General features: G+C 43.8%; 21 protein-coding genes. 10 read left to right on the forward strand and 11 right to left on the reverse strand.

All coding sequences use genetic code 11. The features are described from left to right. Positions 1 to 294: 294 nt before the first annotated feature. The 4 genes from MSWHS_RS17905 to MSWHS_RS17920 form a co-directional block, all read right to left on the reverse strand. A complete protein-coding gene (locus tag MSWHS_RS17905; RefSeq protein ID WP_048159501.1) occupies positions 295 to 2418 on the reverse strand; it encodes an endonuclease MutS2 in 2124 nt (707 codons plus the stop codon). Between the two features lie 52 nt (positions 2419 to 2470). Continuing rightward, positions 2471 to 3448 carry a S9 family peptidase gene (locus tag MSWHS_RS17910; RefSeq protein WP_197073989.1) on the reverse strand — a complete coding sequence of 326 codons (978 nt, stop codon included), beginning with the start codon at positions 3446 to 3448 and terminating at the stop codon, positions 2471 to 2473. Positions 3449 to 3472: 24 nt separating this feature from the next. Beyond that, entirely contained in the window at positions 3473 to 3640 is a 168-nt protein-coding gene (locus MSWHS_RS17915) for a preprotein translocase subunit Sec61beta (protein WP_048130067.1), read from the reverse strand. A 324-nt stretch (positions 3641 to 3964) separates the two neighbouring features. Continuing rightward, complete coding sequence (locus tag MSWHS_RS17920; RefSeq protein ID WP_048130068.1) at positions 3965 to 4984, reverse strand: S-methyl-5-thioribose-1-phosphate isomerase; 1020 nt, start codon at positions 4982 to 4984, stop codon at positions 3965 to 3967. A 637-nt stretch (positions 4985 to 5621) separates the two neighbouring features. On the opposite strand from MSWHS_RS17920, the gene MSWHS_RS17925 reads away from it, so the two are divergent. Continuing rightward, positions 5622 to 6722, forward strand: a complete 1101-nt coding sequence (locus tag MSWHS_RS17925) for an inositol-3-phosphate synthase (RefSeq protein ID WP_048130069.1) — start codon at positions 5622 to 5624, stop codon at positions 6720 to 6722. Between the two features lie 122 nt (positions 6723 to 6844). On the opposite strand, the gene radB is transcribed toward MSWHS_RS17925, so the two are convergent. Beyond that, entirely contained in the window at positions 6845 to 7558 is a 714-nt protein-coding gene (gene radB, locus MSWHS_RS17930; protein WP_048130070.1) for a DNA repair and recombination protein RadB, read from the reverse strand. 709 nt (positions 7559 to 8267) lie between these two features. Between radB and MSWHS_RS17935 the strand changes: the two genes are divergently transcribed. The 5 genes from MSWHS_RS17935 (at position 8268) to MSWHS_RS17955 (ending at position 17152) form a co-directional block, all read left to right on the forward strand. Continuing rightward, positions 8268 to 8519 (forward strand): glutaredoxin family protein, encoded by a 252-nt coding sequence (locus MSWHS_RS17935; RefSeq protein WP_048130071.1) that lies wholly within the window; start codon positions 8268 to 8270, stop codon positions 8517 to 8519. Between the two features lie 78 nt (positions 8520 to 8597). Continuing rightward, a complete protein-coding gene (nrdD, locus tag MSWHS_RS17940) occupies positions 8598 to 10982 on the forward strand; it encodes an anaerobic ribonucleoside-triphosphate reductase (RefSeq protein ID WP_048130072.1) in 2385 nt (794 codons plus the stop codon). Between the two features lie 43 nt (positions 10983 to 11025). Beyond that, entirely contained in the window at positions 11026 to 11808 is a 783-nt protein-coding gene (locus MSWHS_RS17945; protein ID WP_231585517.1) for an anaerobic ribonucleoside-triphosphate reductase activating protein, read from the forward strand. 636 nt (positions 11809 to 12444) lie between these two features. Then, positions 12445 to 13458 (forward strand): thiamine-phosphate kinase, encoded by a 1014-nt coding sequence (thiL, locus tag MSWHS_RS17950; protein ID WP_048130074.1) that lies wholly within the window; start codon positions 12445 to 12447, stop codon positions 13456 to 13458. A 193-nt stretch (positions 13459 to 13651) separates the two neighbouring features. Continuing rightward, positions 13652 to 17152 carry an S-layer protein domain-containing protein gene (locus tag MSWHS_RS17955; protein WP_048159502.1) on the forward strand — a complete coding sequence of 1167 codons (3501 nt, stop codon included), beginning with the start codon at positions 13652 to 13654 and terminating at the stop codon, positions 17150 to 17152. A 166-nt stretch (positions 17153 to 17318) separates the two neighbouring features. Here the strand turns inward: MSWHS_RS17955 and MSWHS_RS17960 are convergent, their stop codons facing one another. Beyond that, positions 17319 to 17840, reverse strand: coding sequence for a helix-turn-helix domain-containing protein (locus MSWHS_RS17960; RefSeq protein WP_048130075.1), 522 nt, complete (start codon positions 17838 to 17840; stop codon positions 17319 to 17321). Positions 17841 to 18247: 407 nt separating this feature from the next. On the opposite strand from MSWHS_RS17960, the gene MSWHS_RS17965 reads away from it, so the two are divergent. From MSWHS_RS17965 to MSWHS_RS17980, 4 genes are all read left to right on the forward strand, one after another. Beyond that, on the forward strand, positions 18248 to 19264 hold the full coding sequence (locus MSWHS_RS17965) for an ABC transporter substrate-binding protein (RefSeq protein ID WP_048159503.1): 1017 nt from the start codon (positions 18248 to 18250) through the stop codon (positions 19262 to 19264). 134 nt (positions 19265 to 19398) lie between these two features. Beyond that, positions 19399 to 20187, forward strand: coding sequence for an ABC transporter permease (locus MSWHS_RS17970; protein WP_048130747.1), 789 nt, complete (start codon positions 19399 to 19401; stop codon positions 20185 to 20187). A 1-nt stretch (position 20188) separates the two neighbouring features. Next, on the forward strand, positions 20189 to 20953 hold the full coding sequence (locus MSWHS_RS17975) for an ABC transporter ATP-binding protein (RefSeq protein ID WP_048130077.1): 765 nt from the start codon (positions 20189 to 20191) through the stop codon (positions 20951 to 20953). Further along, a complete protein-coding gene (locus MSWHS_RS17980; protein ID WP_156148230.1) occupies positions 20913 to 21278 on the forward strand; it encodes a hypothetical protein in 366 nt (121 codons plus the stop codon). Before MSWHS_RS17975 ends, MSWHS_RS17980 begins: the two co-directional genes overlap by 41 nt. Here MSWHS_RS17980 and MSWHS_RS17985 read toward each other — a convergent pair. From MSWHS_RS17985 to MSWHS_RS18010, 5 genes are all read right to left on the reverse strand, one after another. After that, on the reverse strand, positions 21246 to 21671 hold the full coding sequence (locus MSWHS_RS17985) for a polymer-forming cytoskeletal protein (RefSeq protein WP_048130079.1): 426 nt from the start codon (positions 21669 to 21671) through the stop codon (positions 21246 to 21248). The genes MSWHS_RS17980 and MSWHS_RS17985 overlap by 33 nt on opposite strands. 368 nt (positions 21672 to 22039) lie before the next feature. Continuing rightward, positions 22040 to 22246 carry a TRAM domain-containing protein gene (locus tag MSWHS_RS17995; protein ID WP_048130081.1) on the reverse strand — a complete coding sequence of 69 codons (207 nt, stop codon included), beginning with the start codon at positions 22244 to 22246 and terminating at the stop codon, positions 22040 to 22042. Between the two features lie 61 nt (positions 22247 to 22307). After that, on the reverse strand, positions 22308 to 22514 hold the full coding sequence (locus MSWHS_RS18000; RefSeq protein WP_011033303.1) for a TRAM domain-containing protein: 207 nt from the start codon (positions 22512 to 22514) through the stop codon (positions 22308 to 22310). Between the two features lie 65 nt (positions 22515 to 22579). Beyond that, positions 22580 to 22786: a TRAM domain-containing protein gene (locus MSWHS_RS18005; protein ID WP_048130082.1), complete on the reverse strand. Its 207-nt coding sequence runs from the start codon at positions 22784 to 22786 to the stop codon at positions 22580 to 22582. A 68-nt stretch (positions 22787 to 22854) separates the two neighbouring features. Beyond that, positions 22855 to 23061, reverse strand: coding sequence for a TRAM domain-containing protein (locus MSWHS_RS18010; protein ID WP_048130083.1), 207 nt, complete (start codon positions 23059 to 23061; stop codon positions 22855 to 22857). Between the last annotated feature and the right edge of the window lie 253 nt (positions 23062 to 23314).

Consider the following 23314-nt stretch of genomic DNA (forward strand, 5'->3'; position numbering starts at 1 on the left):
CTTAGAAAACTGAAAAAACAAACAAAAAAAGAATATAGCGAATCTACAAAAACAAAAATAACAGGATATTATCCGGGTAAAACCGCCAAGAATAACCAGAAAATGGCATACGAATTCGAGAGTGAGATGTTTTAAAAAAAATGTTTAAAAGACAATAGATATTACCCGAAGAGTAAACTTTTGGTTAAGATTTTATCCTGTAAAGTTACCCTCTAAATAACTTAATCCTCAATTTAAAGGCCAAATAATTCGTAACCTGACACTCAAATTTGAACCTTAATACCCACTTTTTCTTTAATTTTTAAATTTATCCTTTAAATGGGCATAAAATTCCTGCTCTTTTCCCGTGGTTTTTCTCAGTAACCTTTCCACAATCAGTTCCGGGGTGCTTCTTGCTACACGATTGTATATCGGGTTTCGGTTTACTATCAGTTCCAGGCTGGAATCCAGACCCTTGGCTTCGATTCCGTCCACTCTGATATCTGTCCCTGTATTTTCAAGGATCAGTTCCGAAAGATGTGAAACAAAAACTCCAAGACTCTCTTCACTCCGGGAAAGGTATTCAAGAATTCCTGCTATAATCCGGGCTGAAGCTCCGGGTTCGGTAATCGATTCCAGCTCATCGGCGAGCACAAGTTTCCCGGAAGCTTCGGAAAGCACGGAAAATTGCTTGAGGGTTGTTTCAAAGGCTCCTGCATCAAGAGTTCCTTTTGATTTTCCAAAATAATAGAATTCTTCTACAGGGCCCAGCTCAAGTTCTTTTGCAGGGACAGGAAAGCCCATGTGCCCCAGGACCACACACTGGGCAAGCAGTTCAAGTAAAGAGGTTTTGCCCCCTGAGTTCACCCCGCTCAAAAGTACAACCCTGTTTTCCAAACCTTTCGGGGAAAAACTCGTTTTCCCGACGGAATAACTGACAGGGTCAATTTCTCCGTACCTGGCTTTCAAGAAAAGGTTTTCTCCCTCTTCAAAGCCAATTCCAGCTTCAGAAACTGTCTCAGGCATTTTTAGCCTGAATTGAGCAGCAAAGCAGGCTATAGAAAAACCCAGGTCAAAATCAAGGACCTCCCTGACAAGCCTTTCTACAGGCTTGCGGAAGGTTGAAAGGACTTTTGCAAGCTCTCTTTTGCGGGAGAGCCTGGCCTTTTCAAGGGACATATTGAGTTTTTGTCTGAGAAGCTGCAGTTGAGCCTGTTCTGCCCTGAGGGGATAGGCGATTTCATCGGAAAAGAGGACGTCAAGCATCAGTTTTTCCTGTTTCTGGAAATTGAGCTTTTCTGCAAGTTCCTCTTTTACGGCTTCGATCTCGCCTTTGTAAACCCTGTGGAGTTCCTTTGCGAGCAGGTCTTTAATTTCCATTCCTCCGCTCACAAGCTTGATGAGTTCCTGCCCGGTCAGGGTAAGGGAGCTTGCTTCGAGTGTTCGATTCATGTGCTGGTTTGCTTCATTTAAGGCAGAGGTCAGCACGGGATCAAGAATTTGCAGGGCAGCCTCAAGCCTGTCAAGTTCGGGGTCAAAACCCTCAGCCAGCTTCCCATTCTCTCCTACTTTCAGAAGAGCTGTTTTAAGGATTTCAAGGTATTCTTCTGAGAGTTCCTCAAAGAAATCAAAGCCTGAAGCCCGCAGAATTGATGTGATATTCAGGCAGGCAAGGATGCAGTCCAGATTCCTTACAAAAAAAGCCAGCTCTACTTCAGGCAGGATCTGCCAGAATTCCGCTTTTGAAGGGTCCTGGAAAAACTCGGGCTCAAGCCCTTCAGGCAGGTCAAAACTAAGATAGGTATCATCAAAAACAATCACACTCGGGTAGCCTCTCGCGAGATCTATGAACTCAGAAAAATTCTCCACAGCCTGAACAGGCAAAAATGCCTGGAACCTTTCCTTTGCTGCGTTCAGAGTTTTCCGGTCCCCAGAGAGGACGATCCTGTCTCTTACCCTCAGATTTCCCGGGATTGGCCTGAGCTTATTCACGCTGGAAAGGAGATTCAGGAACGCCGTATCCGCAGATAAGACATCTGCCAGCTCCAGGTAATCTTCTACAAAAGCTCTTCTCTCCTGAATAAGGTCCATGCGAGACGCAGGAAACGGGTAAAAAAGATCCAGCTTGTCCCTTGCATGCGGCGTGTGAGCAAACGTTTTTATCAACTCAAGAAGGCGGGAGTAGAGGTCAAGGGCTTCTTTTGTCTTCAGAAAATCGGAAATTGCACATCCTGCAGCCCGGGCCCTGGCATCCCTGGCAAGGGAAAGAGCAAATGTACGGCTGACCCCGTTAACCTCGGAAAGCGAAGTTATATCCCCTTCAAGAATTACCTGGAGAGCTGCATCCTCGCTTCCGAAGTGCTCGACAAGCCTGCAGGCTACTCGCTCGCCTATTCCATTAAGTTCCCGTAAGCCTGAGAGTTGCTGAGAAGATGCCATATTCAAAACACTTTTGGAGAATCAATCGGAACGGGGCCCATACCAACGTTTTTCAGTTCAAGAAGAGTTCAAGTTCTTTTTCAATATCAGGACGCATGGAAACTGTGTATCCGTGCGTTTCTTCAGTAGTATTATACATTGCCTTTGGTTCTTTTGCAAGGTCAAAGGTCCTGAGTGCCATTTCATGAGGGATTACAGTATCATTAAAAGAATGAATCAGCACAAGCCTTGAAGGGGGCAGGGCACTGAGGTAAGTGTCCGGGTCAATTGAACGGTAAAACCGATAAGCTTCGGGATCGGTCACGCTGGCAGGATCAATCTCTTCGGTACCGTACCCCGACGTGCTGATCCCTATAACTCCTTTAAGGGAAGGCTCAAGGGCACAGGCAATAATTGCAAACCTGCCGCCGTTACTTTCCCCAAGGACTGCAAGCCTTTCAGGATCGATTTCAGGCTGGATGGAGAGCACGTCTGTGGCTTTTAGGGTGTCATAAACCATAAGATATTCAACAGGTTCAAGCCCTGCCCTGAAAAGCTCAAGGTCCCTGTTAACGTTTACTCCACCCTTGTTGCGCTGGTCAAGGGTAAGGGTTGCATACCCCATTTTAGAGAGTTCTCCAGCTAGCCTCTGTTCACCTTCTTTGTTAACTCCTGCTCCCGGAAGTAGAACTATGCCAGGGGAAGAAGAAGCATTTGCAGGAATTCTCAGGAGAGCCTGGATATTTTCACCGCTGCTCTCAAAAGAGACCAGTTTCAGAATATCCGGGTCTTCAGGAGAGTACTGGTCTTCAATTTCCTGAACCATAAAAATGGGCTCTTCTCTCGGAGAAAAAGATAATGTGCCTGCTTCCGAAACCTCCCACGGAAGAGTTTTCTCTATGGAATTGGAGGGATTGTACAGGACTCCGAAAATACCCACCACTATCAGGAGAAAGCCCAGAATAAAAACTGTGGGTTTTGGGGTTCTGGCGCCTGAAGAAGATTTCTTCGTTTTTTTGAATTCTTTTTTTCCAGAACTATGCCTGCTCAAGGGAACCCTGCCAGAAAAATATAGTTACGGCCAGTAGCCGTTTACAGCACTTAAGAATAGTACTACTATACCCGCAAGGGCGCCGACAATCAGCACTGTTTTAGGCTGGATGTGAACCGCATTTTTGTCAGCTTCGTAGTAGCGCATGAGCCCTGCTGAGGACTGAAGTCCGGTACCTGATTTTTTAGCCATGAATAAAACACCTTACGAATGCATATGATATTGATTAATTGATTAAAAGTTTCTTCCTTGATTGGAAGTTGCATTTAGTTAGAAATTTAGTTTAAATATTTGTATTATCATGAGACTGGAAAATATAACTTAACCATATTAAAGTAGATCTACTGTTAGTTTTAAACTCCTCATTTAGACAGTTGCCAGAAAATTTACAGTTTTCATATAATTTACAGTACTCATATATAAATCCTGCAGAGCTATTCCGGAACATTCCTGCGGCAGAAAGGAAACCTGAGATTTAAAGACTCCAAAAAATCAGAAACAGAGAGACAGAAGATCTCAGACAAGAACCTCGTCCAGCAGGAAAGGCGGGTAAAATGCACCTCTTTCAGTGATTATCGCAGTCACATTTTCCATGGGAGTTGCATCAAAAGCAGGATTATAAACTTCAACATCTTTCGGAGCAAGCTGTTCACAACCTGAAAACCGCAGTTCATCAGGATTTCGCATTTCAACCTTTACACTTCCTTCCCAGCCTTTGAAGTCGAAAGTCGAGATCGGGGCTGCCACATAAAAAGGAATTTCATGTTCTTTTGCAAGGATAGAGTGCGTATAGGTACCTATCTTGTTAAAAACAACATCCTGGGTAATTCGGTCGGCTCCTACGAGCACGCTGTTTACGAGTCCCTGGTGCATTGCCCAGCCAGCCATCGAATCTGCAATAAGGGTTACAGGAATTTTGTCCTGCATGAGTTCCCAGGTAGTGATCCTGCTCCCCTGGTTCAAAGGTCTTGTCTCGCAGGCAATAACTTTGATATTTTTACCTGCTACAATAGCCGAACGTACAACCCCAAGAGCTGTACCCCAGTCAACACAGGCGAGCCTTCCTGCGTTGCAGTGTGTGAGTACGGTATCTCCATCTTTCAGGAATTTTGCCCCATATTTACCTATCAACTTATTAGTTTCGATATCCTCTTCTGCAATATCCCTGGCTTCCTGAAGGGTAATATCCCTGACTCCCTGAACATCGAAGGCATCGGAAACTGCTTTTAAGACCCTGTTAACACCCCAGCCCAGGTTTACGGCTGTAGGGCGAGTAGATTTAAGCACTTTTGCCGCAACCTCGAGGTCTCTGGTTATGGCTTCGATATCTTTTGCCCCGCTAAGGGAAGCTGCCAGGGCAATTCCAAAGCCTCCTGCAGCACCGAGCGCAGGTGCACCCCTGATCCTGAGAGATTTTATAGCCTCACAGAGCGAACTCAGGGTTTTGCATTCTATTACTCTGTACTCCTGCGGGAGTAAGGTCTGGTCTACCAGCACCACAGAATTGGACTCTTCGTTCCAGTCAATTGTCCTCATTAAATCACTTTCCGATGTGAACATCAGGTTCTGCCGGAAAATATTCCGACTTCCCTTTCAAGCCACCCATCCGATAAAAACCTATTTGACCCTTCCTTTTACAGAGGGAATGTTTTGGTTTCCGGTCACAATCAGGCAAGCTGAAAACCTGAATAAAGGGTTCAAATTAAGAAAAAAGGGATTCAAATTAAGAAAAAAGGGATTCAAATTAAAAAAGCTCTGTTTCGGATTAAAAATAGAATATAAGTGAGCTGTTCAGAAGCCGGACATCAGATTAATAATTTTGTTCCATTATAAGCCAGCAAATTTTGGAGTATGTTCTAAAGGCATATAAAAAAATATAAAAAAATATATAAATAGATATAAGAAATTACATAAATAAATATAATATTTCCTTCCCAAAGGGCAAAGTTAGATATAATAGATTTATAAAGTAACAGTACAAATAAGAGAAGATTTAAAATCCATAGCTGAGATACAGGAAGATTTGTAATTTCAGGAATTTATACTTGCATAACTTCAGGGACCTTGAATCCGTAAATCCTTGGATCCGTAAATTTAGAGAGTTTTGAGAATCTATTGTTTCATGCAAATTGTGGTTTATGAGAGTCAGGGTATCATCGGAGAGTAAGCGCTTATGACAAAAATAAAAATAGCAATTGCAGGAATCGGGAACTGTGCAAGCTCTTTGATACAGGGCGTCGAGTACTATAAAACCGAAGATAAAGATCCCATCGGACTGATGCACAGGAACATTGGAGGGTACAGGCCCGGCGATATCAAAGTTGTTGCTGCCTTCGACATTGATGCCAGGAAGGTAGGAAAAGACGTATCCAATGCCATTTTTGCTCCCCCTAACTGCACAGCGGTTTTTTGTCCTGATATCCCCCCCACAGACGTGAAGGTTAAGATGGGGAGAGTTCTTGATGGGGTCTCTGACCACATGAAGAATTATGGGGAAAATTACACTTTTGTTGTCAGTAGGGAACCTGAAGCCACAAAAGCAGACATTGTAAAAGAATTAAAGGATTCCGGCGCCGAAATGCTTCTTAATTACCTTCCTGTAGGTTCTGAAGAAGCTGTCCGTTTCTATGCCGAATGTGCTCTTGAAGCCGGAGTGGCTTTTATCAACAACATGCCTGTTTTCATTGCCAGCAATCCTGAGTGGGCAAAGCGGTTTGAAGAAAAGAATATTCCTGTTATAGGCGACGATATCAAAGCCCAGCTTGGAGCAACGATTACCCACAGGATCCTTACAGACCTATTTGAAAAACGCGGTGTAAAGCTCGAAAGGACATATCAGCTGAACACTGGCGGAAACACCGATTTCCTCAATATGCTCAACAGGGACAGGCTTGTTTCCAAACGTGAATCCAAGACCGAAGCCGTCCAGTCCGTGCTCTCGCACAGGCTTGCGGATGAAAATATCCACATCGGACCGAGCGACTATGTTGCCTGGCAGAAAGACAACAAGGTCTGTTTCCTTCGAATGGAAGGAAAACTCTTCGGGGATGTGCCCATGAACCTTGAACTGAGGCTCTCAGTAGAAGATTCCCCTAACTCTGCAGGTGTGGTAATTGATGCAATTCGCTGCTGCAAGCTGGCTCTTGACCGCAGGATAGGAGGTGTGCTCTACTCCCCGGCTTCCTACTTCATGAAACATCCGGCTATCCAGTACCCGGATGATGAAGCTTACAGAAGAACCGAAGAGTTCATAGCCGGCACCAGAGAACGTTAAAGCAAGACGGAGAAAAACTTCCTAAGGAGAAAAAATCCCCGAAGGAGATGAAATTCTTATTGAAGGTCGTTTTGATGCCAGAAAATCCCGGAAACATCCGGGAATTTTACGTTTTTACCGATTTAACGAAGCCCCTCTGCTGTAATTGTAAACTCCGCACTTGAACCTTCAGGACGGGAACGGTGTTTGTAGAGAATAGCGCGTCTTGTCCCTGTGCCTGTTTTTTCCAGCTGGATGATTGTCTTTGAGATATGCTCCAGGGAACTGCCTCCCAATGGGCACACCCCTCCTGCAATAATATTTGAATATACCTGATTTGTTATAACTGCGGTAAACCCGTGTTTACGGGCAAGTGCATGCAAGAATCCTATCTGGTTAGCAAGTTCTCTGCGGCTTTTTATGCCAGTTTCCTCATCTTCTAGTTCAAACCGGTAGTAGGAAGTTGCAGAATCCAGAATCACAAGCCCGATATTCTCACCTGCTATCCTTTCCACCTCTCTTACGGCTGCATACTGCTCTTCAAAACTCAGGGGTTCGTAGATAATTATACTCCTGGCAATTTCCTTTGCATTTTCCCCTGCAATCTGCTTGAAACGAACAGGAGAAAGCCCTTCCGTATCTATGAAAATTACTTTCTGCCCCTGCTTTACACATTCCACTGCAAGCTGGATGCAGACGTTTGTTTTTCCGGTCCCTGCGGCTCCAAAGATCTGGGTTACGATCCCTCTCTCGAAACCGCCTCCCAGGAGATCGTCAAGGGGTTTACAACCGGAAGATAAAAGTTTCTCTATGGCGTGACACCTCTCTTTGAACTTGATAGTGGTATGAAAGACCAATGATATAATGCTTTTTTCATATTTTTTTGTGTTTTTTTGAAAATAAAGGCTTAGAAACCGAAAAAGTAAGAAGAAGCAGAAACGGAGGACAAGTTCTCAGACATTTCCCTGAAACCGAGAGGAATTCTTTACTAAATATATTATAATGTTTTCAAGGAATAAAGCCATATAGATGGTATCCATACCTATATCCATTAAAGTGTCTTCCACACCAGATAAAGCCTTCTGTACTTGAAAATATTCCCACAAACCAGGCATTTTTTAAAAAACAGAAGCCCTTAAGTTTGTTATCAGATCTGGTAACAAACTAAGATCTTTGTATACAAAGTAAGTGGGTGATTGTATCCAAAGATGAGTTGAAAAACCATTATAAGCAAGCTAAGGCATTTAGAATAATTACCTGGAAATAAAGATAACATTCACTCAATAGAGTGAAAAAATGATATCTAAAGGGGCACTCTGTGGGAACTTCATGCCCTGTTCCGATATTGCTGACTGGTCTGGGAGAGTTATTATACAATAAATTGGGTTGGCTAAGGAATAGTACCCATGCGGGGTTTTGTTTTGTTGCTTTGATGCGCTCTGCGCCGGCACACTCAACCCCTGCACAATAGAAATAAAATAAATAAGTAGATAACGAAACATGTAAAAGGCATGTAAGAAACATGTAAAAAAAGAGACTGTACCACAAATCAGAGGGGCGCAAATCATGGCAAAAATAATCGTCTATACAACTGAACGTTGTCCAAAGTGTAACAAATTAAAAAAATTTCTTGAAGCAAATTCAGTACCCTTCGAAGTAGCAGATATGTCTACCCCCGAAGCTCTGACAGAACTGCGTTTTAACGGAGTCTTCACAGTGACAGCGCCTGTATTACAGATTAATAGTGAGTTCCTCACGTATACCGAAATCTTCCACGGGGAAGAAGTAAATCCGGAAAAACTCCGGGGAATTCTGTGACAGAAACCGTCTAAAGCTTTAAAAACAACTTAAATAACTTACATATCTCCCTTTAAAACAACAACTGAAGATGAGAAAATGACAGGCGATATTCTCTTGACCGATAATGAATTATCTGATAATCAGCCAGTGCAAAAAACACTTGACGGGCTCTCCACTTCTTCCCTCCCCAAAAATGACCAGTTATCTGACAATCAGCCAGTGCAAAAAACACTTGATGGGCTGTCCGTCTCTCCCCTCCCCAAAGTCAGGACAACCGAAGGTTTCATTCTTAACTGGGACAGAAACATCATTGTAAGTCAGCTTCTGAAAGAAACAAAATTAAGCGAGATCTTCTACAACAAGCCTGCAATCACAAAAGAAGAAGCCGTTGATATTGCAAAAGAAGCGGAAAAAATCATCCGAAAGATGAATATTAAGTTTCTTTCAGGACCTCTTATCCGGGAAATAGTCAACAATATACTTCTTGACAGAGGGCACGTAGAATGGAGAAATATCATGACAAGAGTCGGGGCTTCGGTCTACGATGCCTACGAAATCGACTCCGGATACGGCTTTGGGGCAAACGATAATGCAAACCAGCTGAACAATGCCGAAACCTCACATAAAAGAAAAGCCGACAAAATGTCCAAAGAGCAAAATCTCCTTCTGATGCCAAAAGAGCTTGCAGACCTGCACCTGAACGGGGACTTCCATATCCACGACCTCGAATACATGGGCACAAGGCCTTTTTGCCAGGACTGGGACCTCCGCTACTTTTTTTATTACGGGCTCATGCCTGACGGCGTAGGAACCCAATCAAGTGTTGCAAAACCTGCAAAGAATGCCGAAGTAGCTTTCCTTCATGCTGTAAAAGCAATGGGTTCAGCTCAGACCAATTTCGCAGGTGGGCAGGGTTTTTACAATTTCCTGACCTTTATGGCCCCCTATCTGGAAGGCAAGTCCGAAGTTGAGATCAGACAGCTTATGCAGATGTTCGTCTATGAAATGATGCAGATGATGTGTGCAAGAGGCGGACAAACTGTCTTTTCATCCGTGCAGCTTTCCCCTGGTGTTCCAAAGCTCTGGAGAAACATTCCGATTGTTGCCATGGGCAAGGTCTGGGACGGCAAGCAGGCTCCCCTCAGAACCTACGGAGAATTCGAAAAAGAAGTCCGCCTCGGGTTCAAAGCCCTCATGGATGTCATGCTTGAAGGAGATGCCTGGGGTAAACCTTTCAGCTTCCCAAAGCCAGAAATCTCTATCGAACCGGACTTCATGGAAGAAGACGAGAGTTTTAACGGAGCTCACCCCGAGCTTCCGACTTATAAAGAGCTGTACAGGATGACCTTTGAACTGGCTGCCAAATTCGGAACTCCCTACTTTGACAACCAGCTTCCCGAGTACAGGGGCGCAGGAGAAGGAATTTCATGTTACCAGTGCTGCGCCTACCAGTTCTCTTCAAACCCCACCGACGATAAAGACTTCGGGGACAAGCTGCATTTCAAAGATGGAAGGCATTTCTCCATGGGCTCATGGATGGTCCTGTCCTTAAACTGCCCCAGAGCAGCATACCGGGCTGAATATGATGATGAAAAACTTTTCACCGAACTCAAGACCCTGATGAACAGGGGTGTGGAAGTTTTTAAGATCAAACAAAAATGGATGAACAGCCTGATCAAGAAAAACAGGATTCCTTTTGCATCCCAGTGTCCCAAAGACCCGATCACCGGAGAAAAAGGGGCAATAGCTGTGGACTTCGACAGCCTTGTGTATACTATTGGAGTGATAGGAATTAATGAGATGGTCCAGTATCACACAGGCTACCAGATCCACGAGTCTCCTATTGCGTATAAGCTTGCCATCCGGGCTATGTTCGAAATGAAAATGCATGCCCAGAAGCTCTCAAAAGAAAACGGAATGGAAATTGCCCTTGCAAGAACTCCTGCAGAAACTACAGCCCAGCGTTTTGCAGTCTCAGACCTCCTGCACAGGGAATATGCAGACAAAGCCGAACTCACAATTAAAGGGGACCTGGAAACCGCAAAGAAAGAGTTTAATCTGACCCACGACCTGCCGATTTACTATACTAACGGGACTCATATCCCACCTGGTGCAGACGTGTCTTTGCCTGAAAGGATAAAGTATGAGCACACTTTCTTCCCGATCGTAGATGGCGGAAATATCATGCATATCTGGCTTGGAGAAGGAAAACCGGACCCTGACGGCCTGCAAGAACTTGCCATGCATATAGCAAAAAATACACAGACTGGATACTTTGCCTTCACAAGAGACATGACCGTATGCACTGATGGGGGATATGTAGCCGCCGGCCTGCTCGACAAATGCCCAAAATGCGGATCTGAAAATGTGCAGCACCTCTCAAGGATTACTGGCTATCTCCAGTCCGTGGAAGGCTGGAACAGGGGCAAGCGTCAGGAACTCAAGGACAGGAAACGCTACAGCACAAGGGAACTCAAATGAATTCCCTTAAACTTTTTTACACAAACTAAAAATGGTAACTGTTATGAAAGTAAATTATGCAGGCACTGTCCCAATCTCAACCCTTGACTGGACAGGAAAAGCAGTGGTCACCATCTTTTTTAGGGGATGCCCTCTTCGATGCCCTTACTGCCAGAACCACCCGTACCTTGAAGGACCGGGGCTTGTGGAACTTGACTTTGTGGAAGAGCAGATTAAAACATCGAAACCTTTTGTAAGTGCGGTTGTTTTTTCGGGCGGGGAACCCCTTATGCAGGAGGCTGTTATTCCCCTTGCAGAGTTTGCAAAAAATCTCGGGCTTGCAGTAGGAGTCCACACAAACGGATGTTACCCCGAGAGAGCAGCCGAACTGGTTGAGAGAAAACTGGTTGATAAGTTCTTTATCGATGTAAAAGCCCCTCTTGACGATCCCGAACTTTATGGAAAGGTTGCCGGATGGGAGGCGTGCAAAGAGGCAAGCAGTACAGTAAAAAAGACACCAGAAGATATCACCACAGCCATTGCAAAAACGATCGAGGTTGCCGATACCAGCGGCCTGGAACTGGAACTCCGGACAACAGCATTCAGAGGTTTTATCGGAAACGAAAAAGAAATCTCCCTGATAGCATCCTGGATTTCGGAACATATCGAAAACAGAGAGATTATCTATGTGCTGCAGCAGGGAATTCCGGAACACAGCCTGCAGGAGGAACTCAAGGAAATAAGAGTTCTGGAAAGGGAAGAACTTTTGGAACTTGGAAAAATAGCAAAAGGTTTCCTGGGAAAAGTGAGGATCAGGACAAAAGAAGAAGGAGAAGAAATAGTCTAATATTATCTAGTCTAATATTATCTGGTGCCTGATATTTACTGATATTTAGTACAATATCTACGGCATTTTACTGGCATTTTACTGGCATTTTACTGGCATTTTACTGGCATTTTACTGGCATTTTACTGGCATTTTATTGGCATTTTACTGGCATTTTACGGACACTTTTTTCATTTTTTGCCTGTATTCCGAAACAGATTTTGATCTATTAACCCCTTCATCTTTCCATTAATTTTTATTTTACCAGCTTTTTACAGAAAAAATATGTTTTAGGTTCAAATGAATTTGAAGTTTACAAAAGTCTTATACATGCCAAAGCATAAAAGACACTTATCAAACCTTTGTTAAAACCCTTAAATGGAATTCAATAATCCTGTACCCAAAAATACAGGTATCCCGGAAAATTTCCCATCGTTTCTCCGTGATATTCCCTGTTGTACTCCGGACAATATATCGAAAACTCCTGTATGTACGCCACCAAACTTTTGTGTAACCTCCGGGGTTACAAAAATTACATAAAGGAGAGAGACTCAGTGCATTTTAACCCGAAGAAGGATACGTATCTATAAAAAAGAAAGCAAGCAAGAAGGATAGCTAGCAAAAAGGAAAGCAAGTTATCACTTCCAGAAAAAGACCATGAAAGAAATAAAAGTATCTTCAATCGGAGAGCGCGCTTTAATCTCCCGCTTATCTGAGATTTTCAATGCCCCTGAAGGAAAAGAGAAAGGACAGGAAGGAATCCTTATAGGTGCCGGTTCCGATGACTGTGCCGTCCTTGACCTGAAAGGTGAAGACTGTCTGGTTATTACGACTGATATGCTGCACAGGACCACGGACTTTCCGGCAGAGATGGCCCCCTGGCAGATGGGCTGGATGTCCGCAGCCGTAAACCTGAGCGATATCGCAGCCATGGGTGCAGAACCAGCAGGGATCCTTATGGCAATAGGCATGCCTGCAGACACTGAAATTGCTTTTGTAGAGGAACTTGCAAAAGGCATACAGGCGTGCGCTGAGTTCTGCGGGACTACTGTTGCCGGAGGCGACCTCGATACACACGCAGAACTGACAATTACAGGTACGGCTCTGGGAAGAGTCAAAAAAAGCCAGCTTCTCCTGCGAAAAGGAGCAAAGCCCGGAGACTTTGTTTGTGTTACAGGATATACAGGGTCAGCCGGAGCCGCCCTTAAAGCGATTCAGTCAAAAAAACCAGTCAGTGAAACCGTCATGAAGGCTCTTTTTGAACCCGTCCCCCGCATCAGAGAAGCCCGGAAACTGGCTGAGTCGGGTGCCATTACATCCATGATGGATACAAGCGACGGACTTGCTATGTCTCTTTACGACCTTGCCAGGCAGAGTAAAGTAGGTTTCAGGGTATGGAAAGATTCCCTTCCTATCCTCCCGGAAGTCAGAGAGTTTGCCTCAGGTCCCGAGGAACTGCTGGAACTTGCCCTTTACACAGGTGGAGACTTCGAACTTATCTTCACAGTCGACCCTGGACGGCTGAAAAAAGTACAAAATATATGTAACTTGACTATCATAGGGGAATGCACAAAGTACGAAGCGGATATTGTACTCGAATCCCCGGAATGCAGGCTGACAGCTATAGAGCAGCGGGGATACCTGCAGCTAAAAGCCGAAACGGCTGATTAGCTTTCCTGAATAAGCTGATGTTAACCCCCCATAAATAAAAACCTGGAGTGAGATTTAAAAAAATTAAAAAATACTGGCTGATAAAGCTCACATGATCACAAAAATAGAGTAAACTTCAGGCTAAATTAACTAAATTCGTAACTATAAAATTCATAACTATACAAATTATGCACAAGGTTCAGAAGGATAGAATATGAAAAAAGCTAGTCTACAAATATTTACAGCAATTCTGGTGCTGGGACTATTATGCGGGACTGTGACTGCAGCTCCAGGTATAATAGAAGGAGTAGATCCCACGCCCTCAAATTCGACTACTGTTACAGGGATGGTGGGCGCACTTCAAACGTTCACCATTCCTTTAAACGAGACCGCTGAGGTTATATGGACCGAAAATGGCGTAAACACAACAATACCAACTGGTGACGGCAATATTTCAACTCTCAGCCATACCATCCAGTCAGGTTCGTACCAGGTGACAGCTTCCATAGACGGTGTTGGGCAACTATCAGCCTGGAATGTGGAAGGTACTGCAGGAGTTCCAGTGATCACTTTATCTGATCCTTCATCGTCAAGTGTCAGCAATAACGTAGGAGAATCAAGGACATTCACCGCGACTGTGAGCCCGACATCGGATATGACATGGTCTCTTGACGGCGTTACTCTTTATACAAACTCGTCTGTAGATTCATCTTCATATACGAACAGTTCCGCAACAGAGGGCACACATACAGTCACAGTAAACGCAGTGGATGGAAACGGAACCGCAGCAGAATCAAAATCCTGGACATGGATAGTATCCCCATCATCAGGCGACGGTGAAGTAGATGTAGATATTAACCCCACCGATGACACTATTGAGATGTCTGAAGGAAAATCCCAGACTTTCTATGTCAATTCTACAAACAGCCAGAATATCAACGTAGATTGGCGTGTCAATGACGTGTCGAAAAAAACCGAAACAGGGGTAACTTCCTCTTCATACGAATTTGAACCAGATACTTCCGGCACCTACACTCTTGAGGCGGTTGTCAGTGACCCCAGCGGCACTTATGATTCATTGACACAAGAGTGGAATGTGACAGTCCAGTCCAAGTACTATTCAAGCGGGAACAGGATCTGGGATGAAGACCTTGGGATGGCTACTACATACACATGGACTGCCCAGAGTTACTCAGGCTTCTATTATGACCTTGATACCGGTGTGTCTTCTGAAGAGATGACCATCAAGGACATCGGCAGAAACATAAATGACGGAGATATCGAGTACAGCACAAAACCTACTGAAACTGACTTTGAATACGGGAGCTGGGGCTCGTACCAGGTCATAGGGTTCATGGCAGAGAAATACTTCGCAGGCTACAGTGATAACACCTCAGTTGACGGAGTAGACGATGTCAGCCTGATATCCGACGGTATACTTGCCAAAATCCTGACAGACAACGATGATAAAGAGTCCGCATATTCAGGAGACGCCCTTGTACTTGAAGATGGTTATTCCCTGAACATCGTGGAAGTCGATGTTAACGGAGACACCGTCTGGATCCAGCTTGAAAAGGACGGAGATGTGGTGGATGATGATTTCATCACCTCTGGACAGGACTACGTTTATGAAACCGAACTCGGAGAAGCAGAAGACGTACCTATAATCATTGCCCATTTCGGCACGGTTTTTGCAGGCGCTGAGACCTCGGCTGTCTTCATAGAGGGCCTCTTCCAGATATCAGACAACTATATAGAACTTTCAAATGGAGACTCCTACGGGGAAATGGAAGTAACATCCCTCAGCAGCAGTGAAATAAAAATGAAGAATGAGGACGATATAAGCCTTGATAAAGGTGATACAATCGACCTTATGGGTAAAATACAGATTCAGGTGGCTGATGACAACACACTGCGCTTTGCTCCGGTCCTTGATACCACAGAAGAAGGAACTTACGAACTGCGCGGAACAGTCTACGATGAAGATGTCGACGGGGACTCTCTTCCAACCTGGACACCCTACAACTTTGAAGGTTTCTATTACAACATAGATGAGGGAATAGGGACCGAACAGCTGAAAATCGAGGAATTAAATGACCGGGAAATTCCCGACGGAAAACTGGTCTACACATCCGAACCCCAACCTGTTGAGTTTGAACATGACGAGTGGGGCAATTTCACAGTTGTCGGGTTCATGGCAGAAAAATACTTTGCAGGATATCCCGAGGGTAACGACAACAGCGATATTGAAGATGTGAGCGTTCTTTCGGATAATGTCCTTGCCAAAGTCCTTACAGACAGCGATGACAAAGAGTCCATGTACTCGGGTTCTGCCCTTGTGCTTGAGGAAGGCTATTCTCTTAACATCCTGGAAGTCGATGTTAATGGAGAAACCGTCTGGATCCAGCTTGAAAAAGACGGAGACGTGGTGGACGATGATTTCATTACCTCTGGGCAGGACTACATATATAAAACTGAATTAGGGGAAGCAGAAGACGTACCTATAATTATTGTCCATTTCGGCACGGTTTTTGCAGGTGCTGAGACCTCTGCTGTCTTCACAGAGGGAATCTTCCAGATCTCAGATGATTACATTGAAATTAATAGTGGAGATACCTTCGACGAGATGGAGATATCCAGCATCTCAGAAAGCGGCATCACAATGAAGAACGATGATGACATCGGGCTTGGTGATGACGACACCATTGATATTATGGGTGACATCAAGTTCAAGACAGCTGATGATAACACACTCAGGTTCTACCCCTTCGTTGAAGTCGACAGTGAAGGTGGAGCCAGCAAGACACTCAAGATAAATTTGCCTGATGAGATAATTGTAGGCGACACTTTTGAGATCGAGGTTACTGCAGGTAACGAATCGATAGAAGACGTCACCGTAAATTTCAATGAAGTCAGCGCAGGCAAAACCGATGAAGATGGGATTGTTGAGTACACTGCCGAAGAGGAAGGAACCTTCAAGATAACCGCAGAGAAGGATGGGTACACCACTGCAAACACGAACGCAAAAGTTATTCCTCCGAAAGAGAAGATGAGCCTCAATATCTCTCCTGAAACAGTGTATGTAGGAGATACAATTACCATCGGGGCCTTAAAAACAATCGGAGGAGACCCTATTGAAGGTGCAAACGTCTCAATCGATGGTAAAGTTATTGGAGAAACCGACTCCAACGGAACGCTTACGTACACAGCAGAGGAGATCGGCAAAATAAAAATAAGTGCTACCCAAGAGGGCTTCCTTGACAAGAGCGTTGAAGTCAATGTGAAGGACTATGAAGCTATCTTCGAGTTCTCCAACCTGGTAATTGACCCAATAGAGGTCAGAGCCGAAAAGGAAGCAACAATCACTATTGATGCCGAAAACACGGGTAATGCTGCAGGAGAATACGATGTTGAACTGGTTGTGAACGGAAGTTCAGTTGATTCACAGAAGATTTCCCTTGACGTGGGAGAAAGCATGACAGTAACCTTTGTACACAGTGAAGAGGTACCAGGAACCTATACTGTCGAAGTCGGAGGACAGGAAGCCACCTATACGGTAAAAGAAAAGTCTTCTATGATGCTTTATGCCCTGATAACTATTATCCTGTTATTGGGCGGCGGGATTGCTTACATGTTTACCAAAGGCGGCTGGAATGCGGCAACCATGCAGGCAAAAATAGATGAACTTATCAGGTCGGTAAACCTGAAAAAGTAAAAGTAAAAGCAATAGAAAAACTAAAAAAACAGGAAATTCAAACAAAAACGAATTAAAATTCCCGCGTTAACTAAAAAACGCGGGTTTTTTTCTATTTTTAAAAAGAGTTTAAATTAATAGCTTTCAGTTTATTCGAGATATGCTATTAAAACGAGTTATACATGTTTCATTCCATCTTCTTGAGCGCAAGTTCGATGGCGTCTACAAGGCTGCTTTTTGGGATAATGGTTGTGACCGGAATGTTCAGGATTTTTTCAACTGTCGGGCTTACTATAGGAGCACAAACCAGGGCTTTTGCCCCATCCCTTTCAGCATTAACGGCTGCGATTATGGCTTCTTCCATTGAGGTCGCAGAATATTCCCTTATTGTGACCAGCCTGCCAGCGATTTTTTTCTTCGTTTCCACGATGTTGTCAAGTACCGATCGGGCTGCGATTACAGCGATAAATTCTCCACTATCTGACTCCTTGATATCACGGATCGTTTTTACAATCTGACGGAGGGTTTTGATGTTAGGGTCACGGTTACCCGATAGGATCTTATAGAGGGTACTGGGGGGGATGTTTGCTTTTTTCGCAAAATCCACAGCAGTCAGGTTAAGGTCCTCCTTAATTACAGCAGAAAGTGTTTTTTGAAACACTTCATCGGACTCGAATGCGGATTTTATGACCTTATCTGCAACGTTCATTAAAATTCAACCTCGGATCCTGTAAAAATGTTCAATGAGTAGAAAGGACTTACGTTTTACAGGAGTTTCGTTCCTGAATGAGAAATATCTCCAGAGGTATTAATACATTTGGGATATAATGGAAAGGCATTTGAGAAAATATATATAGCAAACTTCGAAGAATATTAACGCGTAAGAGACTGCTATTTATTTTCACGAGAATTGTTCTTTCAAACAAAAAATGAAAGAACGGGAGGAGGGGAAGGGAAAAGATGGCTTTTTTAACAAATTTGTAAAAAGCCAACAAAAAAGCGGTGTAAAAACCTTCAGTTTTTCCCGAAGAAAACCCGATCCCAGTAGACCTTATTTAGCAGGTGAAATCTATTAGTGTTATTAGTGTTAGAAGAGGCAATTATTGAGGTGAAGTTTTGAGAAAATCAAGCATACTTATCCTTGCTTTACTGCTGGTCGTATCGATCTTTGTATCCGGTTGTGTATCCGAAGATACAGATGAAAACGTAACTAAAGAAGCCCCTGCAATTACTCAACTGAACATCGGCTACCAACCTAGTACCCATCAGCTGGCATACATGACAGCTGCGGAAAAAGGTTGGTGGGTAGAAGACCTTGCACCTTATGGAATTAAGGAAATTAAAGACTACGAATTCCCTACAGGCGCACCCGAAATGCAGGCTATGATGGCTGGGGATCTGGACATTGCCTATGTTGGAGCAGCCCCTGTGATTACAGCCCTCAGCCAGGGTCTTGACGCAAAAATTATTGCCCCTGTTCAGATCCAGGGTTCAAACCTTGTCCTCAGACCAGAATACGAATACAACAGCCCTGCCGATTTAAAAGGGCTAAAAATTGCCACCTTCCCTACAGGTACAATCCAGGACACCCTCCTCAGGGAATGGCTCAAGCAAAACGGACTTGACCCTGAAAAAGACGTAACAATCATAGGAATGGGCCCGGGAGATGCTATTACCGCCATATCAGCCAAACAGGTCGCAGCCGTGTTCCTGCCGCACCCTGCCCCCGCAACCATTGAAAGTCAAGGCAACGGGCGCTCCATTGTGGCGTCGGGAGAAATGCAGGCAAACCATGCCTGCTGTGTGCTCATAGCAAGTGGAAAAATGATCAGGGAACACCCCGATATCGTGGAACAGGTTGTAAAGACCCATATTAAGGCAACAGAATACAACAAGGCCAACCTGGATGAAGCTGCTCAGATCTTTTCAAACAAGACCACCCAGGACATCGAAACTGTAAAGCTGTCTCTTAAGGAATGGGACGGAACCTGGATTACAGACCCTGCAATGATTGAAAACTCAACTCTCGAATATGCCAGGATCCAGTATGAACTCGGGTATATCCAGAAGCCTCTGACAAAGGAAGAAACTTTTGACACTAGCTTTTACGAAGCAGCCATAAAAGAGGAATAAAAAAGAATGTTAAAATAAATTTTTAAATCAGTTCAACTGCCCCGGTTGCAAGAAGGGGCAGTTTGAACCCAAATTTGTTCTAAAAAATGGGAAAACGCCGGAAAGATAAAAAACTAAGAATCCTTTTAATAAACATGAAAATTAATTTCATAAAAACAATTGAAGAAAAAGGCATTGAAGCATTATCTCTTATATTCATAGTTGCCATATGGCAACTTATAGCGGATAAGATCGTACAGAACAAATTGCTTCTACCGAGTTTTTATGATGTAGTAATCGCTTTTTTCGTGATTGTCAAAAACGGGCTAATTTATACGGATACCCTGACAAGTTTACTTCACTTTTCAATTGGCATTGCTGCTGCATTTCTCCTCGGAATTCCTCTGGGAATAGTCATGGGATGGTTCAAAGCAGCAAACAGGGCACTCGATCCTATAATAGAAATCCTGCGTCCGATTCCCCCTCTTGCCTGGATCCCCTTTGCAATAGTATGGTTCGGGCTTACCCATCAGGCAGCAGGTTTTGTTGTGTTTGCAGGAATGATCTTTCCTATTATCATCAATACATATACAGGTTTCAAAAATGTACCACGGGTTTATGTTGAAGCAGCAAAGGTTCTCGGTTGTAACCGGAACATAGACCTCATCCGCTATATTGCGATTCCCTCAGCCATGCCCTCAATTGCAGCAGGAATCAGGATTGCAATGGGTGTGGGCTGGATGTGCCTTGTAGCCGCGGAGATGTTCGGAGTCAGCAACAGAGGGCTTGGCTACCAGATCTGGCACAATTACTACCTGCACAAGATGGACTTTGTACTCGTCTATATGCTCCTGCTGGGGTTCATAGGTCTTCTAATAGACCGCTTCTTCAGATACTACGTGGATGAAAAAATGCTAAGATGGAAGTCAGGGACTGTGGTATAAAATGAGTATAGTAAGTGTAAAAAACGTTTCGCGTGTCTTCACCAAAAAAGAAGATGAGTCCGGGACTGAAGCTTTGCATAATATAAGCTTTGATGTACAGGATGGAGAGTTTATCTGCCTCCTCGGACCTTCGGGCTGTGGGAAAACAACGCTGCTCCGGATAGCTGCAGGACTAGAGACCATGACCTCAGGAGAAATCACACTCAATGGAGTCCCCATAAAAGGCCCTGACCCCAAAAGAGGCATGGTTTTCCAGCAGTATTCCCTCTTTCCCTGGAGGACCGTTATAGACAACATCACCTTTGGGCTGGAAATGCAGGGAATAAAAAAGAGCGAAGCCCGGAAACAGGTAGAAAAGCACCTGGAACTTGTTGGTCTGAGGCAGTTCAAAAATAGCTACCCTCACGAGCTCTCAGGCGGTATGCAGCAAAGAGCAGCCATTGCAAGAGCCCTTGCCAACGAACCGGAGGTCCTCCTTATGGATGAACCCTTCGGGGCCCTTGATGCCCAGACTCGAAATGTACTCCAGGATGAACTTCTGAAAATATGGGAACAGAAACATGTAACATTCCTTTTTGTAACGCACAGCGTGGACGAAGCTGTCGTCCTCTCTGACAGGATAGTGGTCATGACTTCAAGACCGGGAAGGATAAAGGAGATTGTAAAAGTAGAACTCCCACGCCCACGAAGCCGCACAAGTCCGGAAGTAAACAGTTTAAGGGATCATGTCCTCAAACTTTTGGAAGAGGAACGGTTCAGCAAATGAATTGTTAAAAAAGTGCAGTTATAGAAAGAGAAGTTATAGAAAGAGAAGTTATAGAAAAAGGAAATTATCGAAGAAAGGAGCCCTTGAAGGAAAAAAGAGGAAGCTGTTAAAGAGGAAGCTGTTAAAGAGGAAGCTGCTGAAGAGAAAGCTGTTAAAGAGGAAGCTGCTGAAGAGGAAGCTGTTAAAGAGGAAGCTGTTAAAGAGGAAGCTGCTGAAGAGAAAGCTGTTAAAGAGGAAGCTGCTGAAGGAATTTACTGAAAAAAGTGCAAATAAGTCACGAAAGAACCGAAAATCATTGTTCGGCACGAATTATTACTTTTGTTAGCGGCTCTACTCTTTTCACGGCAACCTTTCCCACAAGCTCAAGAGTACCACCCGCTTTCACTGAACCGAGATAGCAGCCAGGCCTTGCACGGATGTCCCCCTCACAGGTTGCAATATTTGCCCTTGCTCCGTCAAGAAGAACAAGTTCGGAAACCGTTTCTATACTTCCCAGAATTTTTGCTGCAGCACAGACAAGGGCACTTTCGGCTTTTACATTGCCCTGAATGATCGAACCTTTCCCGAGTTCAAGCCTGCCCGATACGGTAAGACTTTTCCAGAACTTCACGTCCTGCCCAACAATAACATTGCCATCCAGCATAAGGTCCTCTTCAAGAAAAACCCTTTTTTCAATCACGTAAGTGTTGGATCGGGGGTGGTACTTGATAAAGCGCATCACTATAAATCACTCCAGGTTACTGTCCCCTGCTATCGATAGAAGAAAGCCGCAAACAAATGGTTTTAAGGTATCTGTAAAAACTTTGCCAATTGGATTTCAAAGTATGATTGAACATCTATTATATAATAGCATCGAACGTTCACTAGCAGAAGCCTCAACAAAAGGATTGGTGAAGGCTAATGTATACACAAAAGAACTAAACCAGAAAAAACCAGACTGAAGAAAAAGAGATTCCGGCAAATTCTAGAAACCGGAAATTCGTGAAAATATCTGAAATTAACAGTAAAAAGACTGAAAAATGAAAGACTGAAAAATGATTTATTTATGATTTTTCAGTCCCGTTTTCTTATTTTAAACTGTCCTGCTTACTCAACAAGGCTGGCAAAACCGTATTTGGGGAGTACCCTTTCGATTTTAATTCTGACCTCATCGCCGACCTTGGTGCCCGGGACAAAGATTACAAAGCCATCTATGCGGGCAATGCCATCTCCCTGACGGGCGAGATCTTGAATAGTAACATCGTAGACTTCGCCTTCTTCAACAGGAACAGGGCTACTTTCTTCTCTGAACATTAAAAATCATTCCTTTAATTTAGTAAAATTTAGCGTAACCGAGTAGTTTTTCCGGCCGCATTTACTCGACAACGCTTGCAAATGCAAATTTTGGAAGTACTCTTTCGACCTTGATGCGAACTTCATCGCCGACCTTGGTGCCCGGGACAAAAATTACAAAGCCCTCTATTCGAGCAATGCCGTCTCCCTGACGAGCAATATCCTGAATTGTAACATCGTAAACCTCGCCCTCTTCGACAGGGACTGAGCGACTTTCTTCTCTGAACATGAAAACCATTCCTTAATTACTTGAGTTAATTTTTAGTTTAATTAAATTGATTATCTTACCCACACTTACTCGACAACACTTGCAAATGCAAACTTGGGAAGAACCCTTTCGACCTTAATCTGGACTTCGTCACCAACACTGGTGTTAGGGACAAAGACTACAAAACCCTCAATACGAGCAATGCCGTCTCCCTGGCGAGCGATATCCTGAATTGTAACATCATAAACTTCGCCCTCTTCGACAGGGACTGAGCGACTTTCTTCTCTGAACATTAAAATCATTCCTTTAATTTTTACTTTAATTAGAACTTAACTTAATTAACTAATTTCTCAACCCAAACTTACTCGACAACGCTTGCAAATGCAAATTTCGAAAGTACTCTTTCGACCTTAATCTGGACTTCGTCGCCAACACTTGTATTCGGGACAAAAACTACAAAGCCTTCGATACGGGCAATGCCGTCTCCCTGGCGAGCAATATCCTGAATAGTTACGTCGTAAGTTTCGCCCTCTTCAACGGGCACAGAAATACGTTCTTCTCTAAACATTAGATTCATTCCTTTAACTTCTATTAATCAACTTATGAAAGCTCCATCGATAAAACAGAAAAGAGTAAAAACAGTACTTAACAAGCCAAACTTGAAAAACCAAATTCAGGAAGTACACATTCTACTTAATCTATTACGGTGAACTAATCCCCAATAGAGCTTAAGATAAGTCAATTGATGGTCATACTCATATCCGCTTGTATATAATATTTTGCTTTAATGCACCCAAAAAAGAAAAATAAAGAAGTTAAGA

Source organism: Methanosarcina sp. WWM596 (genome assembly GCF_000969965.1).
In the GTDB taxonomy this organism is placed as follows: Archaea; Halobacteriota; Methanosarcinia; order Methanosarcinales; family Methanosarcinaceae; genus Methanosarcina.